This window comes from Streptomyces sp. NPDC031479, assembly GCF_055581065.1.
This window is the reverse complement of the sequence record NZ_JBVIKC010000029.1, coordinates 24344-46606: the sequence shown is the minus strand read 5'-3', so window position 1 is coordinate 46606 and position 22263 is coordinate 24344. Positions and strand designations below refer to the sequence as shown.

Annotated in this window: 18 protein-coding genes and 5 pseudogenes; 13 read left to right on the top strand and 10 right to left on the bottom strand. The window is 68.8% G+C overall.

The window, feature by feature from the left end; genetic code table 11:
* Nucleotides 1–22: 22 nt before the first annotated feature.
* Nucleotides 23–217, bottom strand: coding sequence for a hypothetical protein (locus ACZ5D2_RS27235; RefSeq protein ID WP_468932799.1), 195 nt, complete (start codon nt 215–217; stop codon nt 23–25).
* Between the two features lie 133 nt (nt 218–350).
* On the opposite strand from ACZ5D2_RS27235, the pseudogene ACZ5D2_RS27230 reads away from it, so the two are divergent.
* Nucleotides 351–3887 (top strand): annotated as a pseudogene (locus ACZ5D2_RS27230) (RHS repeat-associated core domain-containing protein); the annotation flags it as partial.
* The gene (locus ACZ5D2_RS27225; RefSeq protein ID WP_468932797.1) at nt 3875–4369 is read left to right on the top strand and encodes a barstar family protein; all 495 of its coding nucleotides are present in this window, start codon (nt 3875–3877) and stop codon (nt 4367–4369) included. The pseudogene ACZ5D2_RS27230 and the gene ACZ5D2_RS27225, both read left to right, overlap by 13 nt.
* Nucleotides 4370–4433: 64 nt before the next feature.
* Here ACZ5D2_RS27225 and ACZ5D2_RS27220 read toward each other — a convergent pair whose 3' ends face one another.
* From ACZ5D2_RS27220 to ACZ5D2_RS27210, 3 genes and pseudogenes are all read right to left on the bottom strand, one after another.
* Nucleotides 4434–4559, bottom strand: coding sequence for a hypothetical protein (locus ACZ5D2_RS27220; RefSeq protein ID WP_468932794.1), 126 nt, complete (start codon nt 4557–4559; stop codon nt 4434–4436).
* A gap of 105 nt (nt 4560–4664) precedes the next feature.
* Complete coding sequence (locus ACZ5D2_RS27215; RefSeq protein WP_468932906.1) at nt 4665–5120, bottom strand: aminotransferase class V-fold PLP-dependent enzyme; 456 nt, start codon at nt 5118–5120, stop codon at nt 4665–4667.
* Nucleotides 5121–5230: 110 nt separating this feature from the next.
* Nucleotides 5231–5377, bottom strand: a pseudogene (locus tag ACZ5D2_RS27210) (aminotransferase class V-fold PLP-dependent enzyme); the annotation flags it as partial.
* A 107-nt stretch (nt 5378–5484) separates the two neighbouring features.
* Here ACZ5D2_RS27210 and ACZ5D2_RS27205 point away from each other — a divergent pair.
* Nucleotides 5485–6693 (top strand): annotated as a pseudogene (locus ACZ5D2_RS27205) (IS3 family transposase).
* A 6-nt stretch (nt 6694–6699) separates the two neighbouring features.
* Here ACZ5D2_RS27205 and ACZ5D2_RS27200 read toward each other — a convergent pair.
* Nucleotides 6700–6843, bottom strand: coding sequence for a hypothetical protein (locus ACZ5D2_RS27200; RefSeq protein ID WP_468932916.1), 144 nt, complete (start codon nt 6841–6843; stop codon nt 6700–6702).
* Between the two features lie 293 nt (nt 6844–7136).
* Nucleotides 7137–7622 (bottom strand): annotated as a pseudogene (locus ACZ5D2_RS27195) (transposase); the annotation flags it as partial.
* 338 nt (nt 7623–7960) lie between these two features.
* Between ACZ5D2_RS27195 and ACZ5D2_RS27190 the strand changes: the two are divergent.
* Both ACZ5D2_RS27190 and ACZ5D2_RS27185 read left to right on the top strand, forming a co-directional pair.
* On the top strand, nt 7961–8404 hold the full coding sequence (locus tag ACZ5D2_RS27190; RefSeq protein WP_468932791.1) for a hypothetical protein: 444 nt from the start codon (nt 7961–7963) through the stop codon (nt 8402–8404).
* Between the two features lie 335 nt (nt 8405–8739).
* Nucleotides 8740–9339, top strand: a complete 600-nt coding sequence (locus ACZ5D2_RS27185; protein ID WP_468932789.1) for a hypothetical protein — start codon at nt 8740–8742, stop codon at nt 9337–9339.
* 652 nt (nt 9340–9991) lie between these two features.
* Here ACZ5D2_RS27185 and ACZ5D2_RS27180 read toward each other — a convergent pair.
* Nucleotides 9992–10399 carry a transposase gene (locus ACZ5D2_RS27180; RefSeq protein ID WP_468932903.1) on the bottom strand — a complete coding sequence of 136 codons (408 nt, stop codon included), beginning with the start codon at nt 10397–10399 and terminating at the stop codon, nt 9992–9994.
* Between the two features lie 242 nt (nt 10400–10641).
* Here ACZ5D2_RS27180 and ACZ5D2_RS27175 point away from each other — a divergent pair, with 242 nt between their 5' ends.
* Nucleotides 10642–11832 carry an IS110 family RNA-guided transposase gene (locus ACZ5D2_RS27175; RefSeq protein WP_468932786.1) on the top strand — a complete coding sequence of 397 codons (1191 nt, stop codon included), beginning with the start codon at nt 10642–10644 and terminating at the stop codon, nt 11830–11832.
* Between the two features lie 6 nt (nt 11833–11838).
* Here ACZ5D2_RS27175 and ACZ5D2_RS27170 read toward each other — a convergent pair.
* The 3 genes and pseudogenes from ACZ5D2_RS27170 to ACZ5D2_RS27160 all read right to left on the bottom strand — a co-directional run.
* Nucleotides 11839–12287: pseudogene (locus ACZ5D2_RS27170) on the bottom strand (transposase); the annotation flags it as partial.
* Nucleotides 12288–12367: 80 nt separating this feature from the next.
* Nucleotides 12368–13012 carry a hypothetical protein gene (locus ACZ5D2_RS27165; protein WP_468932783.1) on the bottom strand — a complete coding sequence of 215 codons (645 nt, stop codon included), beginning with the start codon at nt 13010–13012 and terminating at the stop codon, nt 12368–12370.
* Between the two features lie 32 nt (nt 13013–13044).
* A complete protein-coding gene (locus ACZ5D2_RS27160) occupies nt 13045–14121 on the bottom strand; it encodes a C40 family peptidase (protein WP_371681445.1) in 1077 nt (358 codons plus the stop codon).
* 366 nt (nt 14122–14487) lie between these two features.
* On the opposite strand from ACZ5D2_RS27160, the gene ACZ5D2_RS27155 reads away from it, so the two are divergent.
* The 7 genes from ACZ5D2_RS27155 (at nt 14488) to ACZ5D2_RS27125 (ending at nt 22255) form a co-directional block, all read left to right on the top strand.
* Nucleotides 14488–15327, top strand: coding sequence for a hypothetical protein (locus ACZ5D2_RS27155; RefSeq protein ID WP_371681444.1), 840 nt, complete (start codon nt 14488–14490; stop codon nt 15325–15327).
* Between the two features lie 12 nt (nt 15328–15339).
* Nucleotides 15340–15645 carry a hypothetical protein gene (locus ACZ5D2_RS27150; RefSeq protein WP_285543551.1) on the top strand — a complete coding sequence of 102 codons (306 nt, stop codon included), beginning with the start codon at nt 15340–15342 and terminating at the stop codon, nt 15643–15645.
* Entirely contained in the window at nt 15642–16442 is an 801-nt protein-coding gene (locus ACZ5D2_RS27145) for a hypothetical protein (protein WP_331737812.1), read from the top strand. Before ACZ5D2_RS27150 ends, ACZ5D2_RS27145 begins: the two co-directional genes overlap by 4 nt.
* An 85-nt stretch (nt 16443–16527) precedes the next feature.
* Nucleotides 16528–18360 carry a hypothetical protein gene (locus ACZ5D2_RS27140; protein WP_371681443.1) on the top strand — a complete coding sequence of 611 codons (1833 nt, stop codon included), beginning with the start codon at nt 16528–16530 and terminating at the stop codon, nt 18358–18360.
* Nucleotides 18361–19887, top strand: coding sequence for an SCO6880 family protein (locus ACZ5D2_RS27135; protein WP_285543545.1), 1527 nt, complete (start codon nt 18361–18363; stop codon nt 19885–19887).
* A complete protein-coding gene (locus ACZ5D2_RS27130; protein WP_331737802.1) occupies nt 19887–21440 on the top strand; it encodes a type VI secretion protein in 1554 nt (517 codons plus the stop codon). The genes ACZ5D2_RS27135 and ACZ5D2_RS27130 overlap by 1 nt, the downstream gene beginning before the upstream one ends.
* 302 nt (nt 21441–21742) lie before the next feature.
* Entirely contained in the window at nt 21743–22255 is a 513-nt protein-coding gene (locus ACZ5D2_RS27125) for a hypothetical protein (RefSeq protein WP_468932777.1), read from the top strand.
* Nucleotides 22256–22263 lie beyond the last annotated feature (8 nt).

Sequence of the window (22263 nt, the reverse complement as noted above, 5' to 3'; positions counted from 1 at the left end):
CCACTAGGTGCTCAGCCGCGAGTCAGTAGAACCAGACGACAAGGCGTACGTTCTCGGCTCCGTGGACCTCGCTGAGGATGCGCATGACGCTCCAGACGCGGCCCCAGTCGGTGTCGTTCCCTGCGGCTGAGGCGCGCGTTCGTGTGCCTGAGGCGTTGGTCTCCTGCCAGTTCGTGGTGCTCAGCTCGGCCCAGGTCAGCCACGTGGTCCCGTGCACATCGCGGGGGCCGCCGTAGCCTGCGAACTCACCTCGCAGCCCATCCGAGGCGTCATCCGGAAAGCCACGACCTTCCGCCAGGGGACGGAAGCCGAAGCGGTTTCGGACTCCGAACCTCGACGACATGAAGCCGGGCGCCAGCCGCCGGGAGCACGAACGGAACCCGGACAGCAGCAGCAAACGGTGCAGCGAGACGTTGTGCAAGAGGGACCCGGTTGACATTGCGACCGGCCGTATGCTGCTGCCAAAGATCGACATCGCCCTCCCCGGCTCGCTTCCACTCGTCTTCCAGCGCACCTTCGACTCCGCGCGCCGCTCCGGGTGCTGGTTCGGGCCGACGTGGTCGTCCACGGTGGACCAGCGGCTGGAGATCGATCCTGCGGGCGTGATCTTCAGCTGCGACGAGGGAAGCCTCCTCGCCTATCCTCACCCGGCCCCGGGGGTACCGGTCATGCCTTCGCATGGTCGGCAGTGGCCCCTGGACCGGGTCCCGGGCGGTTACACCATCACAGATCCCGGCACAGGCAGGGTCAGGCACTTCTCCGACCACAGCGACGAGCTTGCGCTTCTGGCCCAGATCGACGACCGCAACGGCCGCTGGATCACCTTCGAGCACGACGAGGCCGGTGCTCCGACGGCGATCATCCACCACAGCGGCTACCACCTGAAGCTCACCACGAGCGAAGGCCGAGTGACGGCCCTCCACCTCATGGGGGCCGCCGGGGACGGATCCGACCAGGAGATCCTGCGATATGGCTACACCGACGGCTTTCTCACCTCAGTCACCAACTCGTCCGGCCGCCCCCTGAGCTTCGACTGCGACGAACACGGCCGCATCACCTCGTGGACTGACACCAATGGAAGCCGCTTCGACTACATCTACGACGATCAGGACCGCTGCACCTACCAGTCAGGCACGAACGGACACCTCGAATCCACCTTCACCTGGGACAATGTCGATCCCGCCACCGGGCTCCGCATAACCACCCTCACCAGCGGTCTTGGGCACACCGAGCGCCACTTGATCAACGACCGTTCACAGGTGGTCGCCGAGATCGACTCTCTGGGCGCGGTCACCCGTCTTGAGTACGACCGCTACAACCGACTGCTGTCACGGACCGATCCGCTGGGCCACGTGAGCCGCGCCACCCTCGACACGCGGGGCCGCGTGATCGTCGTGGAGCGCCCGGATGGACGGCAAGCACGAGCCGAGTACAACGAACTCGGGCTCCCCATACGCATCGTTGGTACTGACGGCAATGCCACGCGCCAGAGATTCGACACCAACGGCAACCGAACGGCGGTAACAGGGCCGTCGGGAGCAACCACACACTTCACCTACGACGAGGCCGGCATCGTCACCTCCGTCACCGATGCGCTCGGAAACACCTCGACAGTCGTTTCCGACAAGGCTGGTATGCCCCTGGCCATCACGGATCCGCTAGGAGAGACCACGCGCTACGAGCGTGACGCCTTCGGCCGAGCCGTGTCGATCACTGACCCACTGGGTGCCGTCACACGCCTGGAGTGGACCGTCGAGGGCAAGCTGGCCCGCCAGGTCGAAGCCGACGGCAGCGAGCAGTCTTGGACCTACGACGGCGAGGGCAACTGCGTCGCCCACGTTGACGTCCTCGGCGGGATCACGACCTTCGAATACACGGACTTTGATGTCCCGACCGCCCGCACCGGGCCGGACGGTTTCCGCTACGAGTTCAGCTACGACACCGATCTCCACCTCACTCAGATCACCAATCCCCAGGGCCTGACCTGGGACTACGTGTACGACCCGGTCGGCCGGCTCACGTCCGAGACCGACTTCGGTGACCGGACGCTGACGTACGGAAGGGACGCGGCGGGGCGGCTTGTTTCCCGGACGGACGCACTCGGCCAGACCATCCACTACGAGCGGGACGAGCTGGACCGAGTCGTCCGCAAGGACGCCGCGGGCGCTGTGACGACATTCGCGTACGACTCCGGCGACCAGCTCGCCGAAGCGGTCAACTCGGATGCCACACTCACGCGCCTCCGCGACCGGTACGGCCGACTCAAGTTCGAGACCGTCAACGGCAGGACGACGGCGTACGCGTACGACGAGCTCGGCCGCCGCACCACCCGTACGACCCCGACGGGGGCAGTCAGCACCTGGACCCACGACGCGGTCGGCTCCCGCACCTCCCTGACCGCGTCCGGCCGCACCATCGCCTTCGACTACGACGCGGTCGGTCAGGAGATCACCCGCCGGATCGGCGACGCCGTCACACTGTCGTCCCGATACGACCACGGGGGCCGCCTCACCACCCAGCACGTCACCAGCGCCGGTCACAGCATTCAGCGCCGCGACTACACCTACCGTGCGGACGGCAACCTAATCGGCCTGGACGACCTGCTCGTGGGCGCGAAGGCCTTTGACGTGGATCCGGCCGGCCGGGTCACTGCCGTCCGGGCGGAGGGTTGGACCGAGCGGTACACCTACGACGAGGCGGGCAACCAGACAACCGCCTCTTGGCCGTCGACCCACCCCGGCCAGGAGGCCGTGGGACCTCGCGAGTACACCGGCACGGTGATCACTCGCGCAGGCAGGACGCACTACGAACACGACACACTGGGCCGCGTCACGCTCCGTCGGAAAACGCGCCTGTCCAGCAAACCAGACACCTGGCGCTATGAGTGGGATGCCGAAGACCGCTTGCGTTCGGTGACGACCCCCGACGGCACTGTATGGCGCTACGCGTACGACGCCCTCGGCCGCCGCACTTCCAAGCAGCGCCTCGCCGCCGACGGCACGACTGTCCTCGAACACGTCACGTTCACCTGGGACGGCGCGACCCTGTGCGAACAGACGACAGAATCGCCGGACTTCTCCCATTCGATAGTCCTCACCTGGGACCACAAGGGCCTGCAGCCCCTGACCCAACGAGAACGCCTCCTGAACCGGGACACGCCCCAAGAGGTCATAGACACCCGCTTCTTCTCCATCATCACCGACTTGGTGGGCGCCCCCACAGAACTGATCGACGAGTCCGGCGCACTAGCCTGGTACACCCGCACCACCCTGTGGGGCACCACGACCTGGGCGTCCACCAGCAGGGCGTACACCCCCCTTCGCTTCCCAGGCCAGTACTTCGACCCAGAAACGGGCCTTCACTACAACTACTTCCGCCACTACGACCCCGAGACCGCCCACTATCTCAGCCATGACCCCATGGGCCTCACCCCAGCGCCCAACCCGGCGGCCTATGTCCCAAATCCCCACACGTGGGTCGACCCCATGGGGCTGGCAGGCTGCCCGACCTTCACCCCAGGAGAAACGCTGGGGGACGTTGACAAAATTGACGGATGGGTACCCAAGTCCATCCCTGCAGAGGCCATGGAAGTCCTTCAAGACTTCCGTAAGGAGGGTTGGGGCTGGTGGGGCGGACCCGGCTTCTATGGGCCGAAGTGGTGGAGTGAGCCATTTGAAAACAGCGGCAGAAATGGCGGCTACCAACTTCCCACCCACGAACCTTCAGGCAAGCCGATCACCTATAGTGAATATGGGGCCTACCCATCACCAGACAATCCCAAGCCAGGCGGTGAGCGTTGGGTGTTCGGCAGCGATAGGTCCGCCTACTACACTCCAACCCACTATCAGACGTACATTGTAGGCGAAAGTCCCAGATGGGTGAACTGATGACAGAAGAGGAATCGGAAATCCGTATCGCCCCGTGGATGCACATCATTACAACGGGCGGCGGAATGTGCCTTGATGAACTCCTGCCCGCATCGGGCAAGGTTTACGTGGCACGCCTGAATGGGCAAGATATGGCCGATGAGATTTCGACGTTTCAGCAGTTCGATGAATTGCTGAAACTCCCCGAATATTTCGGATGGAACTGGAATGCATTCTACGATTGCCTTCGCGACCTCCAATGGCTTTCGTCGGACTATCACGTCCTGATCATCGAATCCGCCGAGAGCGCCCTTTCTGGGGATGACGTTGCTCGTGAGCAGTTCTTCAAGACACTATGGCGCGCTGGTCAGCGGTGGTCCTACACCAAGCGACCCCAGGGTGTGACGCTCAGCAAGCTCTCCGTTGTCCTGTCATGCGACAAGGAGTCCGCATCCAGCCTCGCGCGACAGCTTGGAGAACTTCAGGCCCCACCCAACTTCTAGCCCTGAGCCATTTGCAACCTGACCGTGGGACTGTTGTGTTGGCAGGCGAGGGCTGTGCGGGGTCCTACCTCGGGTGGGAGATGGCGGCTGCGTCCTTGGACACCAGGTCTGTGGCGAGCGCCGCGATCTGTTGCACGGTGAGGTCGGAGCACTCGGCCAGGTCGCCGAGGGTCAGGCAGGCGCCGGACACCAGAGAATCCGGTGCAGGCGGCGGTCGCCGTGGGCGGTGGTCCAGGACGGCGTCAAACCGGGGCTGGCAGGGTCAGGCCGTTCCGTCGGCGCCCGAGGCACTTGTTCAGGCGGCGCTGGAACGAATCGGCCGATGCCTGGCGGCGGACTGCGCGATCAAGGCGGCGGCTCGTTCGATCTCGGTGGCCGTGGTGGTGCGGCCGATCCCGAGGCGCAGGGTTCGGCGGGCCTGGGGGCGGGTGAGGCCGATGGCGGTGAGGACGTGGGAGGGGGCGCTGCTGCCGGTGTTGCAGGCGGATCCGGTGGCGGCGGCGATTTCGGGGAGGTAGTCGAGGACGTCTGCGGCTTCTGCGTCCGGGAGGGTGAGGCTGAGGGTGCCGGGGAGGCGCCGGGTGGGGTGTCCGTTGACGGTGGCGCCGGGGATCGCGGCAAGCAGCTGTTCCTGGAGGCTGTCCCGCAGGGCGCGGATCTGGGGGAGGGCCGGAGTGGTGTCGCTGGTGATGAGGTGGGCGGCGGCGCCGAAGCCGACAACGGCGGGGACGTTGAGGGTGCCGGCGCGCAGTCCGCGTTCTTGGCCGCCTCCGGTCTGCTGGGGATCAAGGGGGTTCCGCCGCGGAGGTACAGGGCGCCGATGCCTTTGGGCCCGTAGAGCTTGTGGGCGGATAGGGAGGCGAGGTCGACGCCGAGTTCGTCGGCGTCGAAGAGGCCGTATCCCGTGCTCTGGGCGGCGTCGGTGTGCAGGAGGATTCCGCGGTGGGCGGTGATCTGGGCAGTGGTGGCGATCTGCTGGAGGGTGCCGATCTCGTTGTTGGCGTGCATGACGGAGACGAGGATGGTGTTGGGGGTGAGGGCGGTGGGGGCCTTGACCCCGGATTTTGGACACCGGAGAGACTTGGATCTTGATGGTCCAGGAGAACGGAGTCCCCGTGGGGATGAAGCGCTACCCCGCCGAGTTCAAGGCGGACGCGGTCGCGTTGTACCGCTCGAGGCCGGGAGCGACGATCAAGTCGGTCGCCGGTGATCTCGGGGTGCACCGAGACGCTGCGGAACTGGATCCGGGCCGCCGACGGCCGCCGCCCGGGCGCCCGCTCCTCAGCGCCGGCCACTGCCCGGGATCGCGGTGACGACGTTCAGGCGGAGCTGGCCGCGGCCCGCAAGAGGATCCGGGAGCTGGAGGAAGAGCGCGACATCCTCCGTAAGGCGGCCCGGTATTTCGCGACGGAGACGCGCTGGTGAACCGCTGCCAGTTCGTTGATGATCACCAGCGCCGTCACGGCGTGAAGCGGCTCTGCGACATCCTCGGCCTGGCCCGCTCGAGCTTCTACTACTGGCGCCGCACCGCATCCGCGGGAGCGGCCCGCCAGACCGCCGGAGCCGGCATCGCGGCCCGGATACGCAAGGTCCACCAGGACTCCGACGGGACCTACGGAGCCCCCAGAATCACCGCCGAGCTCAGCGACGAGGGTGGCCCGGCGGTCAACCACAAGCGCGTCGCCAGGATCATGCGGACCATCGGGCTCGAAGGAGTCCGTCTGCGCCGCCGGCACCACACCACCGTCGCGGACCAGGCCGCGGCGAAGGAACCGGATCTGATCGGCCGTGACTTCACCGCATCCGAGGTGAACACGAAGTACGTCGGCGACATCACCTATCTGCCGGTCAGCGGTTCGAAGCCGCTCTATCTCGCGACCGTCATCGACCTTGCCTCGCGCCGTCTGGCCGGGTGGGCGATCGCCGACCACATGCGGACAGAGCTCGTCATCGACGCCCTGACGGTTGCCGAGCGGACCCGTGGAAGCCTTGCCGGAGCGATCATGCACACCGACCACGGATCTCAATAGTCGAGCAGGGCCTTCGCGGAACTCTGCAGGTCAGCAGGGGTCCGGCAGAGCATAGGCGCGGTCGGCTCCAGCCCGGACAACGCCGCCGCGGAAAGCTTCAACGCCGCCTTCAAGAGGGAGACACTCAAAGGCCGGAAGGCCTGGTCGAGCGAGCGTGAGGCCAGACTCGACGCCTTCCGCTGGCTGACCCGATACAACACCCGCCGCAGGCACTCCCGCCTCGGCCAGCGGTCCCCAATCGCCTACGAGAACGCCCTCCGACCAGCAGCAACTACCCTGACCCAAGCCGCATAGACGTGTTCAACATCCGGGGTCAAGGCCCCCGTCCGGGTAGCCCTGTTCCTTGATCTCCTCCCACAGCTTCCAGGCGTTGGTGCAGCCCTCCTGCCACCGCTCGTCGAGGTAGGGCTTGAAGGCGTCGAGCTTGGTGGGGCGGCTTTGCAACTAACCGGTGAACAACTGTTCCGGCTCCGCAGCATGGGCAAAGCGGAGGACGGTGCTGAAGCCCATGCCGAGCTCCCGGGCGATGGACCGCTTGCTGTGGCCGGCGGCCAGGAGCGCGTGGACAGTGGCCTGCTTGGCGCGGATCCTCTCAGCGAACCGGTGCCCGGTCGCCACGGCGACAACGCGGGCGGCTCCGACGCGTGCTGAAGCTCTTCGAGCGGTGCCGGTGCCGGTCGCAGGCAGGCGCGGTGCCTGAAGACGCACTTCTCAGCGGTTTCGCCGAGGTTGTGCCAGAGGTGCCACCTATCAGCAACCTGAAGAGCCTGCGGGGCGCCGCGGGTGGCTCCTTCGGCGTAGATGCGGGCACGGTCCCGGCAGATGATTTCGATCCAGGGCCTCTCGGACAGCCAGGCCGCGAGGGTGTCCGCCTCCCGATTCGGCAAGAGGTCCACAGGGCGGCGGGTCTCGACGTCGACGAGCACGGTTCCGTAGATCCGGCCCTTGCGTTGGGCGTATTCGTCGACTCCGACCACGCGGGGCGTGGAGGCGGGCGGATCCGGCAGCGAGGTGATCAGCCTCAGCAGGGTGTTCCGGCTGACCCGCACCCCGAAGGCATCCGACATCCGCGCGCCGGCACGTCCAGCGAGCGCGAGCCCGACCGAGACCAGTGTCGAACGCAGCCGCTCCGTCCGACGGCCGAACCGACGGGTGAGCCCCGGCACCTGCTCGACAAACGTCTTGCGCAGACATGCCTCCTCGACGCAGAGGAACCGCCGCACTCGTAACGACACCACGACCAGCTTGCCAGCGGTTGGCAGGTCACTGGGAAACCGCAGCTAGGAGCCGTGGATTCGCACTGACCAACACCCGCAGCCCGGACAGGCCGCCCCAATGGCAGTGGTCTGGGCCTCCACGCGCACGCCGGTGTCGGTCACCTCGACCAACTCCACCGACACGTTCTCCACCGACCGGAACAGCAGCTCATCCAGCTGCGGCCGTACTTCGCTCACGGGACAGAACTGTCGACCCCGATCCTCCCCGGCAGGACGATTTTCGGGCGACCTCGTCAGCCATCCAACGACGAGCAACAGTCACGCTGCGTACCCGCCCACAAGAAGTGGACCAGAGCCTCGGCGGAGAGGTCGAGTTCCCCGATGTCCACCCGGACCAGGTGGCCGTCCTCGCCCGCCGCCGGGACCTGCCCGCTCTCCTCGACCGGCACGTGCCTCTGGGCCCGGACCAGGCCGCGGTACGCCTGGGCGTCCGCCGCGTCGATTTCGACGTGCTGGTGCAGCGGGGGTACGTCTCGCCGGTGGGGTCAGTGGACGTCGATTTCAAGCGGCAGGGCGGCGTCACGACCGTGGCCCTCTACAGCGCGGAGGAGGTGGCTCTTCTGCCGGTGGTGCGGCCGGGGGTGGACTGGTGGGCGGCGCGCACGGTGGCGGCCCGGCGGCGGTCCCTGCTTGCGGGTCTCCCTGCGGTCGATCCGGGCGGGTACCGGTTGTTGTTGGCGGGGGTGGCGCGGATCGTCCGGGTGGGGCGCGCGGCGGTGGTGCAGTAGCGCCGCCGCCACCCCGACTTCCCCACTCCGGTCGGCAAGACCGACGTCCGCCCGGAGTTCGACCGGGCCGCCGGCGGGGGAGTGAGAGTCCATCAGCTTCCGTACTGCGGCCGTCGCTGTTCGCGGCAGGTCCCGCAGAAGGGTTTGGCGGGGGCGCTGTTGTGTGCGCAGGTCAGGAACTTGCGGGATGTCGCGCACCACACCTGGCCGCCGGACTGGCCGGCCTGTTCCCCGGCCCGTGGCGCTTTGGCATGTTCACTTCTGAGAAGATGGCGGCTCCGTAACGTTGAGGTGCGGGCCGCGGCGGAGGTCTGCCCGGCCCGGAGAAGGGCAAGATGAGCATGCGTACGTGGCCGCGCACCGCGTCGGCGATGGTGGGGGCCGTCACCGCGGCCGCCCTCGTGACCGGCTGCAACGGCCTGCCCGCCAAGGGCGCCGGCCCGGCGTCCCCGCCGGCCAAGGCGGGCGCCAAGAAGACGTTCCGCATGGGCCAGGAGAGCTGGCTCCAAGAGAGCCAGAAGACCGACTCGAAGGACGCCAAGTACACGGTGACCCCGCTGGAGGTGCGCACCGGCACCCAGGCCGACCTGGACAACTCCGGCCTGGAGAAGGACGACAAGGACGGCCCGCAGATCCCCGTCTTCGTCTGGTCGACCCTCACCCACAAGAGCGGCACGCCCATGAAGCTCGGCGACATGGACGGCGGCCTGATGATCCGGACGGAGTCGGGCCTGCGGACGCGCGCCCTGATCGTCCTGATGGGCCGGGCGAAGTGGAACGACTGCCCCTCGACTCCGAGCGAGAAGACCCTCGCTCCGGGCCAGTCGGAGAAGATCTGCACCGCCTTTTTGATCCCGGCCGGTCAGAAGCCCGCCGCCGTCGAGCTCTTCCGCGGCTTCAACGCGGAACCGTGGGAATGGCCCCTCGCCGGCTGAGCGACGTCACCCGAGCCCGCGCGGCGGGCCACGTCGACGACAAGGCAGGTACGGATCCAGTTCGGTGCCGGCACCTGCTGGACCGGCGTCGGCGAGTGCGCGCTGGCGTCTGCGGAGAGCGTGCGGGCGAGCTCTTCGAGATCGGGGTGCGTGAGTGCGACGGCACGCAGGATCCGCAGCATGCTCATGATCCCGAGCGGGCCGCCGTGGACGGTAGTGAAGGGGTAGCCCCTGTCGGGCACCGCGGCGGCCCGGCGCGGTGCCCGGAGGGGGCGGTGGCGAGGCACTCGCTGATGGCGCGGACGGCGTCGCGGTGTACGGGCTGGAGGCCGGTGGCGTCGGACGCCGCGTTCTTCTGGGGGGCGTACCAGCTGGTGCGGTGTTGCTCCTGGTGGCGGCCGTCCAGGCGCATGGCGGTGATCTGGCCGGGCCGCAGGTCGGGGGCGGTGATTTTGGCCCATGCGGCGCGCCAGGCTTTGTCCTGGTCCTGGATGCCGCAGCCGTGGACGAATGCGAGGAGCTGGCGTTCGTCGGCGGGGGTGGTCTCGCGGGCGACGATGCGGCTGATGGTGCTGATGGGGAGTGCGTGGGGGTTGCCGCAGCGTTCTGCATCTCGCGGAACGGGGGTTGTTTGTAAGAGCTCGTAACAGGATCATGAGCGGGCCTTCTTGAGCCGGCGCCAGCAGATGAGGCTGCAGGCAAGGGAGACGAAGGCGTCGTGGAGTTCGGTGCGGCGTTCCCAGCGGACGGCGAGTCGTTTGAACTGGTGGAGCAGGGCGAAGGTCTGCTCGACGACGTAGCGGAGCTTGCCCATGTCCTTGATGTTCGGGCATCCCTTGCGGGAGATCACGGGCAAAATCCGGCGCCTACGCAGTTCTTCCCGGTTCGGGTTCGAGTCGTAGCCCTTGTCGCCGAGCAGGGCTTCGGGGCGTCGGCGGGGCCGTCCGGGCCTGCCCGCGACGGGCGGGATGCCGTCGACCAGGGCGAGGGTCTGGGTGACATCGTTTACGTTGGCCGCTGTGGTGATGACCTTGAGCGGCATGCCGCGTCCGTCGCAGATCAGGTGGTCCTACGTTGTTGCGTGGGTTGGACGGGCCAGTCGTAAGGTCCAGAGACCCAGAGACGCCGGGTGTGGCTTTCAGGTGGTTGCCCTCGATGGTTCCAAACACCTCGCCGCCCGGTGTCTCACGACGACCCGGCCGCTGATTAGGAGCTGCGGGCCCCTGCGGGTGATCGCTGAGTAGGACCACGCTGGCGAGGTCGTCCGGGAGCACGGCGTCCATCGAACGACCGGAGGAACTGGTGGTCCAGATCTGGGCAGGTACGGACATCGGCAAGACCCACCATCATTGTGTGGTTCTGGACGCCGAGGGCAAGCGGCTGCTGTCGCGGCGGGTACTGAACGACGAGCCGGAACTGCTGGTCCTGCTCGGCGATGTGTTGGCCCTCGACGAGGACGTGGTCTGGGCGGTCGACGTCGCCGACGGCATGGCAGCACTGTGGATCAACGTGCTGCTCAATCACGGGCAGCGGCTCGTCTATATACCGGGCCTGGCGGCCAATCGGGCATCGGCCGGCTATCGGGGCATGGGTAAGACCGACGCCAAGGATGCGACTGTTATCGCCGATCAGGCCCGGATGCGCCGGGACCTGACGGTCCTGCGGCCTGACGAAGAGAATGTCGTCGAGCTCAGGATTCTCACTGACCGCCGTTCTGACCTCAACGCGGACCGCACGCGTCGGATCAACCGCCTCCGCGGCCAACTCACGAGTATCTTCCCCGCGCTGGAACGCGTCCTGGATCTCGGCAATGCCGGCCCGCTGATCCTGCTGAGCGGCTACCAGACCCCGGCCGCCCTGCGCCGCACCGGCCGCGCCCGGCTGGAGACGTGGCTCAGGAACCGCAAGGTCCGCAGCGCCGATGCCCTCGCTGAGGCCGCCCTGGAGGCGGCCGGGCATCAGCACACCACCGTCCCTGGGGAAAAGATCACCGCGCAAGTGATCCACACCCTGGCGAAGGAGGTGATGGGCCTCAACGAGCAGATCGCGGAGATCGACAAGCTCATTGCGGCCCGGTTTCGCGAGCACGAGCTCGCTGAGGCGATCTCCAGCATGCCCGGGATAGGCCCGCTGCTGGGTGCCGAGTTCCTGGCCGCCACCGCTGGCGACATGAGCCGATTCGGCAGCTCCGACCGCCTGGCCAGCTTCGCTGGTGTTGCTCCAGTGCCCCGGGATTCGGGCAACGTGAGCGGCAATCTGCACCGGCCCGGGCGCTACCACCGCGGCCTGCAAAGAGTCTTCTATACCTCCGCACTGATCAGTATCCGCAGCTGCCAAGCATCCCGTCGCTTCTACGAACGCAAGCGCGCCGAAGGTAAACGGCACACCCAGGCCGTCCTCGCGCTGGCCCGGCGAAGGGTGAACGTTCTGTGGGCCCTGATCCGTGACGGACGGTGCTTCCAGAACGAACTCCCTGTCACAGCCGCGACTTGACAACATCATTAGGAGGTGTTTGCTGCCCGTCTTCCGCCGGTCGACCGGCGACGGACCGGTGTCGGCGCCCCCTTTTTCGCGCGGATGTGGGAGCCGTCCACGCAGGCCCGCGACCAGTCGAGTCGGCCGGCTGCGTTCAGTTCGCTGAGCAGGATGCGGTGTAGCCGGTCGAAGACCCCGGCCTGCTGCCACCGCTCCAGGCGGCGCCAGCAAGTCTGTCCGGAGCCGAACCCGAGTTCCAGCGGGAGAAGTTGCCAGGCGATGTCGTTGCAGAGCACGTACAGGATGCCCTGCAGACACAGCCGGTCCGGCACCGGCCGCGGCCCTGGTGACCGCTCGGGCCAGGGCGGCAGCAACGGCTCGATCAGTGCCCACAAGTCGTCGTCCACGATCCACGGCCGAGTACTCACAGCATCACGAACGGCCGAATCCTCATACCGGTCACGCCCGACCAGACAACTTCAGCAAGATCCTGTTACGAGCTCTTAGCGCCGTACCTGGCTGAGCACTTTCAGAGGCGGAGCGCGAGGCTGCGTCAGTCGGGTTCCGGAGCCGGGTGGTCGGGTGCCGGAGGTGGGGCGGCGGCGAGTTCGGCGCTGCGGCGGCGGGTCCACTTGGCGGCCGGGGAGTCGGGGCCCATGGTTTCGGTGAGGGTGGCCAGGAGGGTGGGGGCCGCGTCCTGGGCGGCGTCGACGGGAAGGGTGCGCCAGAGGCTGTAGGCGCGGCGGGCCGCGGCCTCGGTGTCGCGGGAGTCGACACCATGGAGGCGGGCGCGCAGGCGGAGGGTGCGCAGGTACCAGTCCAGCCCGGTGACGGGATCTCCTGTCAGGCCGGCCAGGTAGCCGCGGATCTCCCGGACCTGGATGGTGTCCAGGTGGACCTCACCCCGTGCGGCGGTGATGGCGCTGTCGAGGTCCTCGGTGAGGAGCAGGGCCTCTTCGTGCCGTCCGGCGGCGGCGGTTTCCCGGATCGAGGACAGTTCCTGCTCCACGTCCGGGCAGGCGTCCTCGGCCGCCGTCGGATCGCCGTCCGCGTCCGCGTCCGCGTCTGCGTCGCCATCGACATGGCCGTAGACGGCGACGGCGACGGCGACGGCGGGGGAGGGGGCGGCGGATTCCGCGCCGGCCCAGAAGGCCGGGCTGACGACACCCCAGGGGTGGTAGAGCACGGGCTCGTCCAAGGTGCTGCTCCCTGCGGGGATGAGGCTTTCCGTCACCAGTTCACGACCCTCCGGATACCGGTGACCTTGGTCATGTAGTTGGTCGAGTGGCGCCAGCTGTCGTAGCTCACGATGCGGGTCTGGACTCCGGTACGGGGCGATTCGATGATGAAGCCGGTGCCGGCCCCGCCGATGAACATGCCGACGTGTCCCGGGGACGACTCGTTGCCGTCGGATCCGGGGTTGAAGACGAGGTCACCCGGCTTGGGCCGGTCCAGGTCCACGTGGATCGGCAGATAGATCTGGTCCCAGGTCGTGCGGGGGATGGTGATCCCCGCGGCCTTGTACGACTGCTGCATCAACGACGAGCAGTCGCACCAGTGGTCCTCGTCGTTGCCGAGGGCATTGGTGCAGTCCCCGCCCAGGTGGTACCAGCCGCCCTTCTGCTGAAGGGCCCAGGCCACGGCGGTACGGACCTGCGGCGGCGTGTCGGCGGGGAGGGAGAAACCGGACGGGAGGTCCACCGCTCCGCCAGGCGTGGCCTCGGTGTACTTGACCGACTGGGCCATGATCTCCTTGACGTAGTCGTACGTCTGCCCGCCGGCGAAGTACCGGGGCGGGACTCCCCGGTACTCTTCGACCCTGCCCCAGCCCGCGTTGTACCCGGCGAGGGCCAGCTCGATCGCGCTGCCGTTGTAGTCCGGGTGCCGCTTGGCGGTGCCCAGCAGCTCACACATCATCTTCCCCTGTGCGGGGATGGCGTCCTTGGGGTCCATGACGTCGCGGTCGCCGTCGCCGTCGCCGTCCACGCCCTCGGTGGCCCAGGTATCGGGGATGAACTGGCTTATCCCGTAGGCGATCGGTGCCTTGGTGACCGGGTCACGGGAGATCGCGGTGGGATCGAACTTCGACTCGGCCCAGATCTGCGCGGCCAGGATCGCCGGCGGCAGGCCCTGATCGCAGCGGGCGGCCGCGTCGAGGATGAGCTGGGCGTACTCGGGCGGAACTCCGCCCTGGCCGCCGATCTTCAGGCTGCTCGCGGTCGGCCACGAGCCCCCCAGCCCTCCGCCCTGACTTCCGTCCTGGGCGATCAGGGCCACGAGCAGCACCATGCCGAGACCGGCAGCCACCGGTGTGGCGACGGCACCCCCCGCGGCAACGGCAATCCACTTCTTCGACACCACGAAGCAATCCCCCCGGATCCCTGCCCGCGCATGCCCCCGGCGGCCACTTGTTCGTTTGCTGCATCAAAGTGGACGCGAGGTCGTATCGAACAGAACGACCCTCGGGGCAATGTCCGAGATGATGCGTGACACTATGCCATCTCTGCCAACTGCTGAGGTCAACGGACACTCATGTCGAGGTGTCAGAAGTTGCATGTAAGGTTCCTATGCGCTTGATCCACCCTTGTTCGAGCGACAGAAATTGCGTATGCAACTATTTGCTGCGCTTCTGTGGGGGGAATGATGGGGAAACGTACCGATTTTTTGCACGGCTTGCCTGCCGCCGCCCGCCTGATGGTGCCGGTGCTGGCGCCGACGGGCGGGGCCGGCCGGTCGACGCTGGCCTGCCTGCTGGCGGCCGAACTCGCGGCCGTGGGCGAGACGGTGGTGCTCGACACCGCCCCGCGCCTCGCGTCGCCCTGGCCGGGCTGGGTCACCGCGCCCGGCGGAGGGCTCGCCGTGCTTCCGCCGACCGAGCCGGCCTCCGCGGAACGGGTCCGGTCGGCCTGCGCGCCCATGGGCGGCTGGGACGTCCTGACCGACTGCCGGGAGTGGAACGCCCCACCCCTCGACCTGCCGGTGGAGCCCGCCGCCTGGTACCAACTGGCGGCGATCGGCGGGTGGCAGGCGGCCGTGGTCGACACGCCGCACCCGATCACCCACGATCTCCTCGCGGCCCGCTGCGCGGGGACCGAGGGGCAGACGCGGGGCTGGCTGGCACTGCCGTACGCGGTGCCGGTGCTGTGCGCCGCCGCCTCCGCCGACGGTGTGCAGGCCCTGCAGCAGGCCGTCATGGCCATGTCCGCCGAGAGCGTTCCCCTTCACCGCGCCGTCGCGGTGTTCGTCGCCACCGGAGAGGGTCGGCTGCCCTCGGTGGTACGGGCCGCGGCCACGATGCTCTCCGGACGGATGGCCGAGGTCGTCCACCTTCCCTACGACGCGCACCTGCGGGCCAGTGGCCTGCGCACAGGACGCGTCCATTCCCGCACCCGGCAGGCGGCCGCACGGATCGCGTCCGCTGTGCTGGCAGCCGCCCACGATTCCTGGGGCCAACCGCTCCCGCCGGCCCCGCAGCCGGCGGTCCTGCGCCCCGTATGCCCAGTCCCTGTCTAAGAGGTATTTCCCATGAGCAAGATCATCACGTTCACCCTTGCCGACGGCGTCGTCCCGGCTTTCACGCCGAAGGTCCCGGACGAGCTGAACGACGCAGTCGGCACCGTGCTGGGCTGGACCGCCGGAGTCGGCATCGCGATCGCGGTGCTGGGCGGTCTGCTGTCCTGGGCGGCCATCGCCGTCGGACACAACTCCAGCAACGCGCAGCTGGCCGCGCGGGGGAAGACCGGCGTGCTGGCGTCGCTCGTCGGAGCCGGTGGCATCGGTGCGACGTCGGCCCTGGTCCTCATGGCGTACAACCTGTTCGGTAAGAAGTGAGCCAGGGCAAGGACGCGAAGACGCGTCGCGCACGGCTGACGCTGGCCGGCCTGGGGGTGCTCGCGGCCGGCGTCCTGGTCGGCGGCGGGTACGGGGTGGCCGTTCTGCTGGACGACGACGGTGGTGGTACTCCGGCCGCCGGAGCCCCGGCCACGACGGCGCCCCCGGCGCATCCTTCCGGCCCGGCCTCCCCGTCGGGCTCGGGCGAAGTGTCCAAGACGCCGGATACGGGCCCCAAGATGCGGCTCTTCAAGCCGACCGGCCATGCCGACGGCGTGGCCACGGGATTCAAGTACTCGGCAGTCGACGCGGTGAGTGCCGCGGTGTACTGGTGGGAGGAGTACGCCTGGCTCGACGACCAGAAGGCGAGGCAGCAGCTGGAGGCGATGGCCTCCCCGGACGCCGACGGCTACGTCGACCAAGAGGTGTCCAAGGTGAGGAAGCTCCGCGAGCAGGTCGGGCTGCCTTCCTCCGGCGGGACCACGTCCAGTATCACGTTCACCACGACGGTGCAGGCGGTCCATGTGACCTCGCTGCCGGTGGAGGGCGAGAAGCCCGGCGCCGTGGTCGAGGTCTGGATGTCCTACGACCGGTTCGCGACGGGTCCGGACGGGGCGCCGGACAAGGAACCGCTCAAGGACGAGCTCACGAGCGTGATCCTGCGCTGGCAGGGGGACAGGTGGCGGCTGACCAACCAGCCGGGCTACGTCAAGCATTCGCACGTCCCGGTGTCCTATCTGCCGGATTCGCCCTATGCCTGGCGGGACGGGTGGAGGCAGGTGGTCCGTGAGGGCTAGAGCCGCTCGTCACCTCCTGGCGCGCGTCCTGGCGGTCCTGGTCGCCACGCTGCTGTGCAGCCTGGGCGCGCCCTCGATGCCGGCCATGGCCGCGGACGACCCGAACTACTCCAAGGTCGGCCCTCCCGACCCCATTCCGAAGGATTTCCAGAAGAACAGCGGCGGCTATCAGATCGGCCTCGACCAAAAGAATCACTACTGCTACGTCGACCCCGTTCGTGATCAAAAACTCTGCCGGACGGCCAACCCGGGGGAAATTCCGGGTGTCGGCACCGGCGGCGACATCTGCGAAGGGGCCGACGGCACGGGAGCGGCCGAATGTGACGCGGAGGGACAGAAAGAGTTCGAGCTCAAGGCGCTCAAGAAGTGGCAGGAGGCGAACAAGGCCAACCAGAAGCTCGAAAACTACCCGAAGCTGAATGCCGCCCTCACCAAGTGCGTGAACGAGGGCGGCGTCTTCAAGGCCTGCCGGAATAAATGGGAGCAGGAATTCCCATTGAATCCCACCCTGTCGGACTGGGTTGCCGGAAAAATCTCAAAGTTCGCAAGCGACGCGCTACAGGAGGCTGCCCGGTACATCGGGGAGGGCGTGGTGTGGCTGCTGAACGAGTTCGCCAACCTCTTCAACAAGACCTCCACCATCAAGCTTGATCAGACGGGTATCGGCAAGCCGCTGGGAATCACCATGGCAATCAGTGCGATGGTTGCCGCCTTCCTGATGCTGATCCAGTTTTCCAAAACGGCCATCTCGCAACGAGGGGAGCTTGCCGGTACCGCGGTGGCGGGCTTGGCCAAGTGGGCGGTCATCTCCAGCGTCTACCTGCTCTTCACGCAGCAGGCACTCCTGATCGCGGACAAGCTCTCCGAATGGATGATCACCTTCAGCTTCGGCAGTGAGGGAGGTGCGGCGGAAGCGATGCAGCGCAAGATCGGGACGCTTTTCGCCGCCCTGGCGAGCGGTGGCGGCGCGGCAGCGGTCGGCGGCACGATGGTGGCCACGGGCGAGGCTCTCGCACCGGCTGCCGTCGGAGTGGTCATCGTGGTCGGGGTCATCACCATCGTCGCCATCGCCGCACTCTGGGTCGAAATGCTGATGCGGCAGGCAGGCATCATGATCCTGCTGGTCACGATGCCGATCACCCTGACCGGGGAGATTTCGGATTCCAGTAAGAACTGGTGGCCTACCGCCCGCAACGCCCTGATCTCGCTGGTCCTGATGAAACCCGTAATAGTCCTGATCTTTACGATCGGATTGTTCGCGATGGGTGACAGCACCGGTATCCAGAACGTCATCGTCGGTGTGGTCATCTTCTTGACCGCCTGCTTCTCCTGGCCGGTCCTCGCCAAATTCATCACTTTCACCTCGAACGGCGCCGGTACGTCGATGATGTCCGGCCTGATGAGCTCGATCGGGTCGTCCGCCTCGGCACGGAGCGGCGGCCCCCAGGGTGACGGCGCCGGATCGGTCGGCGGCGGGAGCGGCTACACCAAGGCTCTGGAACGTGAGGGCGGAAGCGACGGCGGCGGCGGTGGCGGCGGGTCCGTGCTGGGCAGCGCCGGGACGAAGGGGTTCGCCGGCGCCATGTCGGCGGCCACCGTCGGACTCCAGCTCGCGGCGGTCGGAAAGGACGCCCTGGAGTCGGGGATGGCCAACACGGCCGCCAACGCGGGCCTGGACAACGGGCAGCCCGGCGGACGGCACGCCGTCGTGGCCCAGCGCACGGGCGAGGGCATCCGCGCAAGGCGAGAGGCGCCCGAGCCGCTGCCCGAGTACCCCGAACACGGTGTGAAGGTGCTTTCGGCGAAGATCCCGAAGGAGCACGAGCTGCCACCGGTCGGCCGTCGGGCCGTACCTCCGCCACAACCTGCACCGCCGTTGTCGGCGCCCAGCGGTACCGATCCTTCCCCGGAGTCGTAGATGAGTCAGAGTCACCCCACCTACGGGGGCTGGCAGTCCGAACGCAGCGGATGGTTCGGACACATGAGCGGCCCCGGGTTCGCCCTGCTCGCAGTGGCGTCCCTGCTCCTGCTCCTGCCCCTCAACCTGGGCTCCTGGACGGCGGCCCTGATCTGCATTCCGGTCAGCCTCCTCCTCGTCGGCCTGGCCTTCGGCCGGGTCATGGGTCTCTCCGCCGACGAATGGATCCTTCTCGCAGTAAGGCACCAAATCGCCGTGGCCACACGCAGAAACATCTTCCACAGCGGGGCGAGCGCCCCCTACAGCAAGGCCACGGGCGAACAGCCCATGGACCTTCCCGGCACGCTGGCCCGACTGCGGATCCTGGAGGCACCGGACGGCCTGGGCGGCCACCTCGGCGTCGTCCACGACCCGGTCGCCGCGACGTACACGGCTGTCGCCCGGGTGACCTACCCGGGCCTGGCCCTGATCGACACCGACCGGCAGACCACGCGCGTTGCCGGGTGGGCCTCGATGCTGCGGACGTACTGCACCGAGGACTCCCCGGTCACGCGGCTGAGCGTGCACCAGCGGGTGCTGCCGGACGACGGCGCCGCCCTGGCGTCCTGGACCGCCCGGCACGTCAGCACGGACGCGCCGGCGGCCGCCGTGACCGCGCTCACCGAGGTGATGGAGGGCGCGGGCCCGTCCGCCTCCGCCCGGGAGACGTACCTGTCGGTGACCCTCTCCGCCGGTCGCGCCCGGCTCGCGATCAAGGGCGCCGGCGGCGGCCAGGCGGGCGCGGCCGCCGTCCTCGTACGCGAACTGCACGCGATGGGGCAGGCCCTGTCCGGCGCGAGCCTGCAGGTGGAGGAGTGGCTGGACCCGCGCGGGGTCGCCCAGACCATCCGCACCGCCTACGACCCGGACGCGCAGGTCATGCTCGCCACCCGCAGGGCGGCCGCCGCCGCGGCCGACTGGACGGGCGTGGAGCCGGGCGTCGACGTCGAGCTCGCCGGCCCCGCGTACGCGGAGACGGGCATGGGCGTCTACCAGCACGACGGCGCCTGGACCGTGTCCTACCAGGTGCGCAGTTGGCCCCAGGCGCAGGTCTACGCGACGTTCCTGCAGCCCCTGCTCCGGCCCCGGGCGAACGCCCGCCGCAGCCTCTCCCTCGTCTACGAACCGCTCGGGCCGCGTCGTGCGCGCTCCGAACTCGCGCGGGAGACGACCAAGCGGAACGCGGCCCGGAAGCTGCGCGCGAAGACCGGCAGGGACGAGAGCGAGGACGAGCGGCGCGCCGAGATGGTCGCGCGCCGGCAGGACGCGGAGCGCGCGGCCGGTGAGGGCGTGGTGCGGATGACGGCGATCCTGTCGGTGACGGTGACGGACGTGGACGAGCTGGAGACCGCCTGCGCGGAGATCCAGGCGGACGCGGGCGCCGCGAACCTGGAACTCCGCCGGATGTGGGGAACACAGGACGTCGGCTTCGTCGCCGGGGCGCTGCCCCTGGGCCAGGGCCTGCCCGACCGGCGGGGTGGCTTCTGATGGCGCTGCTCCGCCGCAAGGCCGCGGACGACACCGTTCTCGCCGACACCGGTCTGCGGGAGGCGGCCGGACTCGCCTCCGTACCCGCGAGCCGGCGGGCCGAGCCACCCAGCCCTCAGGAGCGGCGGCAGGCACAGCTGCTGGAAGACCCCGCGTCGGTCATGCGGGTCGCTCCCAAGAAGGGGTGGAAGGGGCCGTTCGCAGGCCGGGCCGCCTCGCTCCCGCGCCCGGAGGCGGTGCGGGCCACCACCGTCAACGCGGCCGGCGCGTTCCCCTTCCTGCACGCCGCCAGCCTGCCCGCGGTGGGTGCGTACATCGGCCACAACGTGCTGACGACGGCGGCGTTCTCCGCGCACCCCACCGTGTGGGTGAAGCAGGGCCTGGTCACCAACCCGAACGTCATGCTGACCGGCATCCCCGGCTCGGGGAAGAGCGCGCACGTCAAGGCACTCGCCCTGCGGCTGATGGCCTTCGGCCACAAGGCGCTCATCGCCGGAGACGTCAAGGGCGAGTACGCGGCGATGTGCCGCCACCTCGGCGTCGAGCCGGTCCGGCTCGGTCCGGGGCTGCCGGGCCGCCTCAATCCGCTCGACGCAGGGCCGCTCGGGCAGGGCCTCGACGGGATCCGCGACCCCGCTGTGCTCCGGGGCCGGCTGACGGAGATCCACCGGCGCCGCCTGACCCTCCTCAAGGCCCTGCTGGAGCTGCAGCTGCGCAGGACCCTGGAGCCACAGGAGGAGGAGGCCCTCGACGTCGCTGTCCGGGACCTGACCGGGGAGCTGTACGGGACGACGTCCCTGCGCACTCCGACGCTTCCCCTGGTCTACGACAAGCTCCGGGACCCCACGGAGACGATGGCGCGGGAGCTGCGGATCCGGGACGGGGACGTCCAGCGGGCCCGGGAGTCCATGGCCTCCATCCGCTCCGCCCTCGGCATCATGGTCACCGGACACCTGGGCGGGCTCTTCGACGAGGAGACGTCCCTCGGCCTGGACTGGGCGGCTCCGATCCAGAGCGTGGACATCAGCGCCCTCACCCCGTACGGCGACGAAACCGTCGCGATGGTGCTCTCGTGCGTCTCCTCCTGGGCGCAGTCGGCGATCGACCGGCCCGGGCAGGCCCCCCGGATCGTCATCCGTGACGAGTTGTGGCGGCAGATGAGGTCCGGCGGCGCCGCGATGGTCAAGAAGATCGACGCAGACCTGCGCCTCTCCCGGGCCACCGGCACGATCCAGGTCCTGGCCACGCACCGGCTGTCCGACTTCGAGAGCGTCGGCGCGGCCGGGTCCGAAGCGGTGGCCATCGCCCGTGACCTGATCTCCAGCTGCGAAACCCGGATCCAGCTCGCCCAGGACACCCGCCCGCTCGCCTTCACCCGCGAAGCGATCGGTCTGACCTCGGCCGAGTGCGACCTGATCGGCTCCTGGGGGGCGGCCCAGCGCGGCCGGGCCCTGTGGAAGGTGGGCAGGGGCGGCGGCTCTCACGCGGTACAGCTGATCCTCTCCCGCACCGAGATGAAGCTGTTCGAGACCGACGAGCGCATGGTGATCTAGGTACGCACTCGCGGAGCGGCCCACGGCCCCGGCGGACCGCCGTTCGGGGCCCGCACCGTGCTGACCCGGGTCGCCCCGTACGACGGCCGGGGCGCGACCCACCGGCCACAGGGGCGAGGCGGTCGCGCTCCGCCCGGCGGCGGGTCTCGGGCCGGTGTGCCCGGTGACGAACCCGAGGAGCGGGAGAGCACGACCATGACTGGGCAGCTGTACCACTCCTGGGCGCCGTCAGCCCTGCGCTCTGGGCCGAAGACCCCGGCGCCGAAGACCCCTGGCGCCGGGGAGCCGGGCCCCCCGCGGCAGTGGCCGCGCCCCCGCCCGTCGACACCGTCCGCCTCGACGACGCCTCGGCCGCGATCCGCAGTGCGGTCGCCGCCGGCCGGGAGGACGAAGCCGTCCTGCTGGCCGAGGAGCTGGACTCCGCCGTCACGGCCGAGTCCGGCGAACTGCACCTCGACACCATCCAGGTCCGGGAGATCCGCGGCTACGTCGCCGATCTCACCGGTCGTCCGGAAGCCGGCCCGGTGTGCTACCTGCACGCCCTCCGCCTGCGCGGCGAGCTCCAGGGCCCGGACGACCCCGGCACCCACCAGGCGGGCCGGCGCGCCTACAGCCTGTGGCGCAGCTTCCCGCCGGCCCGGGCCCTGACGGCGGCGGCCGGCCTGCTGGCCACCGTGAACGACGTACTGGGACCCGCCTCGGACACGGCCCGGCGGACCCACCGCGCCATCGCCGCACTCCCGGCGAAGAACTCCGTGTCCGCGTACCCCACCGGTGCCGGGGGAACGACCGAGGCCGTCACCTCGCAGAGGTGACGGCCTCG

Bases quoted from the DNA above. Each gene is read 5' to 3' on its own strand.
- ACZ5D2_RS27225 (WP_468932797.1), top strand. From the start codon at position 3,875: ATGGGTGAACTGATGACAGAAGAGGAATCGGAAATCCGTATCGCCCCG.
- ACZ5D2_RS27185 (WP_468932789.1), top strand. From the start codon at position 8,740: ATGAGCATGCGTACGTGGCCGCGCACCGCGTCGGCGATGGTGGGGGCC.
- ACZ5D2_RS27150 (WP_285543551.1), top strand. From the start codon at position 15,340: ATGAGCAAGATCATCACGTTCACCCTTGCCGACGGCGTCGTCCCGGCT.
- ACZ5D2_RS27140 (WP_371681443.1), top strand. From the start codon at position 16,528: ATGGCCGCGGACGACCCGAACTACTCCAAGGTCGGCCCTCCCGACCCC.
- ACZ5D2_RS27135 (WP_285543545.1), top strand. From the start codon at position 18,361: ATGAGTCAGAGTCACCCCACCTACGGGGGCTGGCAGTCCGAACGCAGC.
- ACZ5D2_RS27130 (WP_331737802.1), top strand. From the start codon at position 19,887: ATGGCGCTGCTCCGCCGCAAGGCCGCGGACGACACCGTTCTCGCCGAC.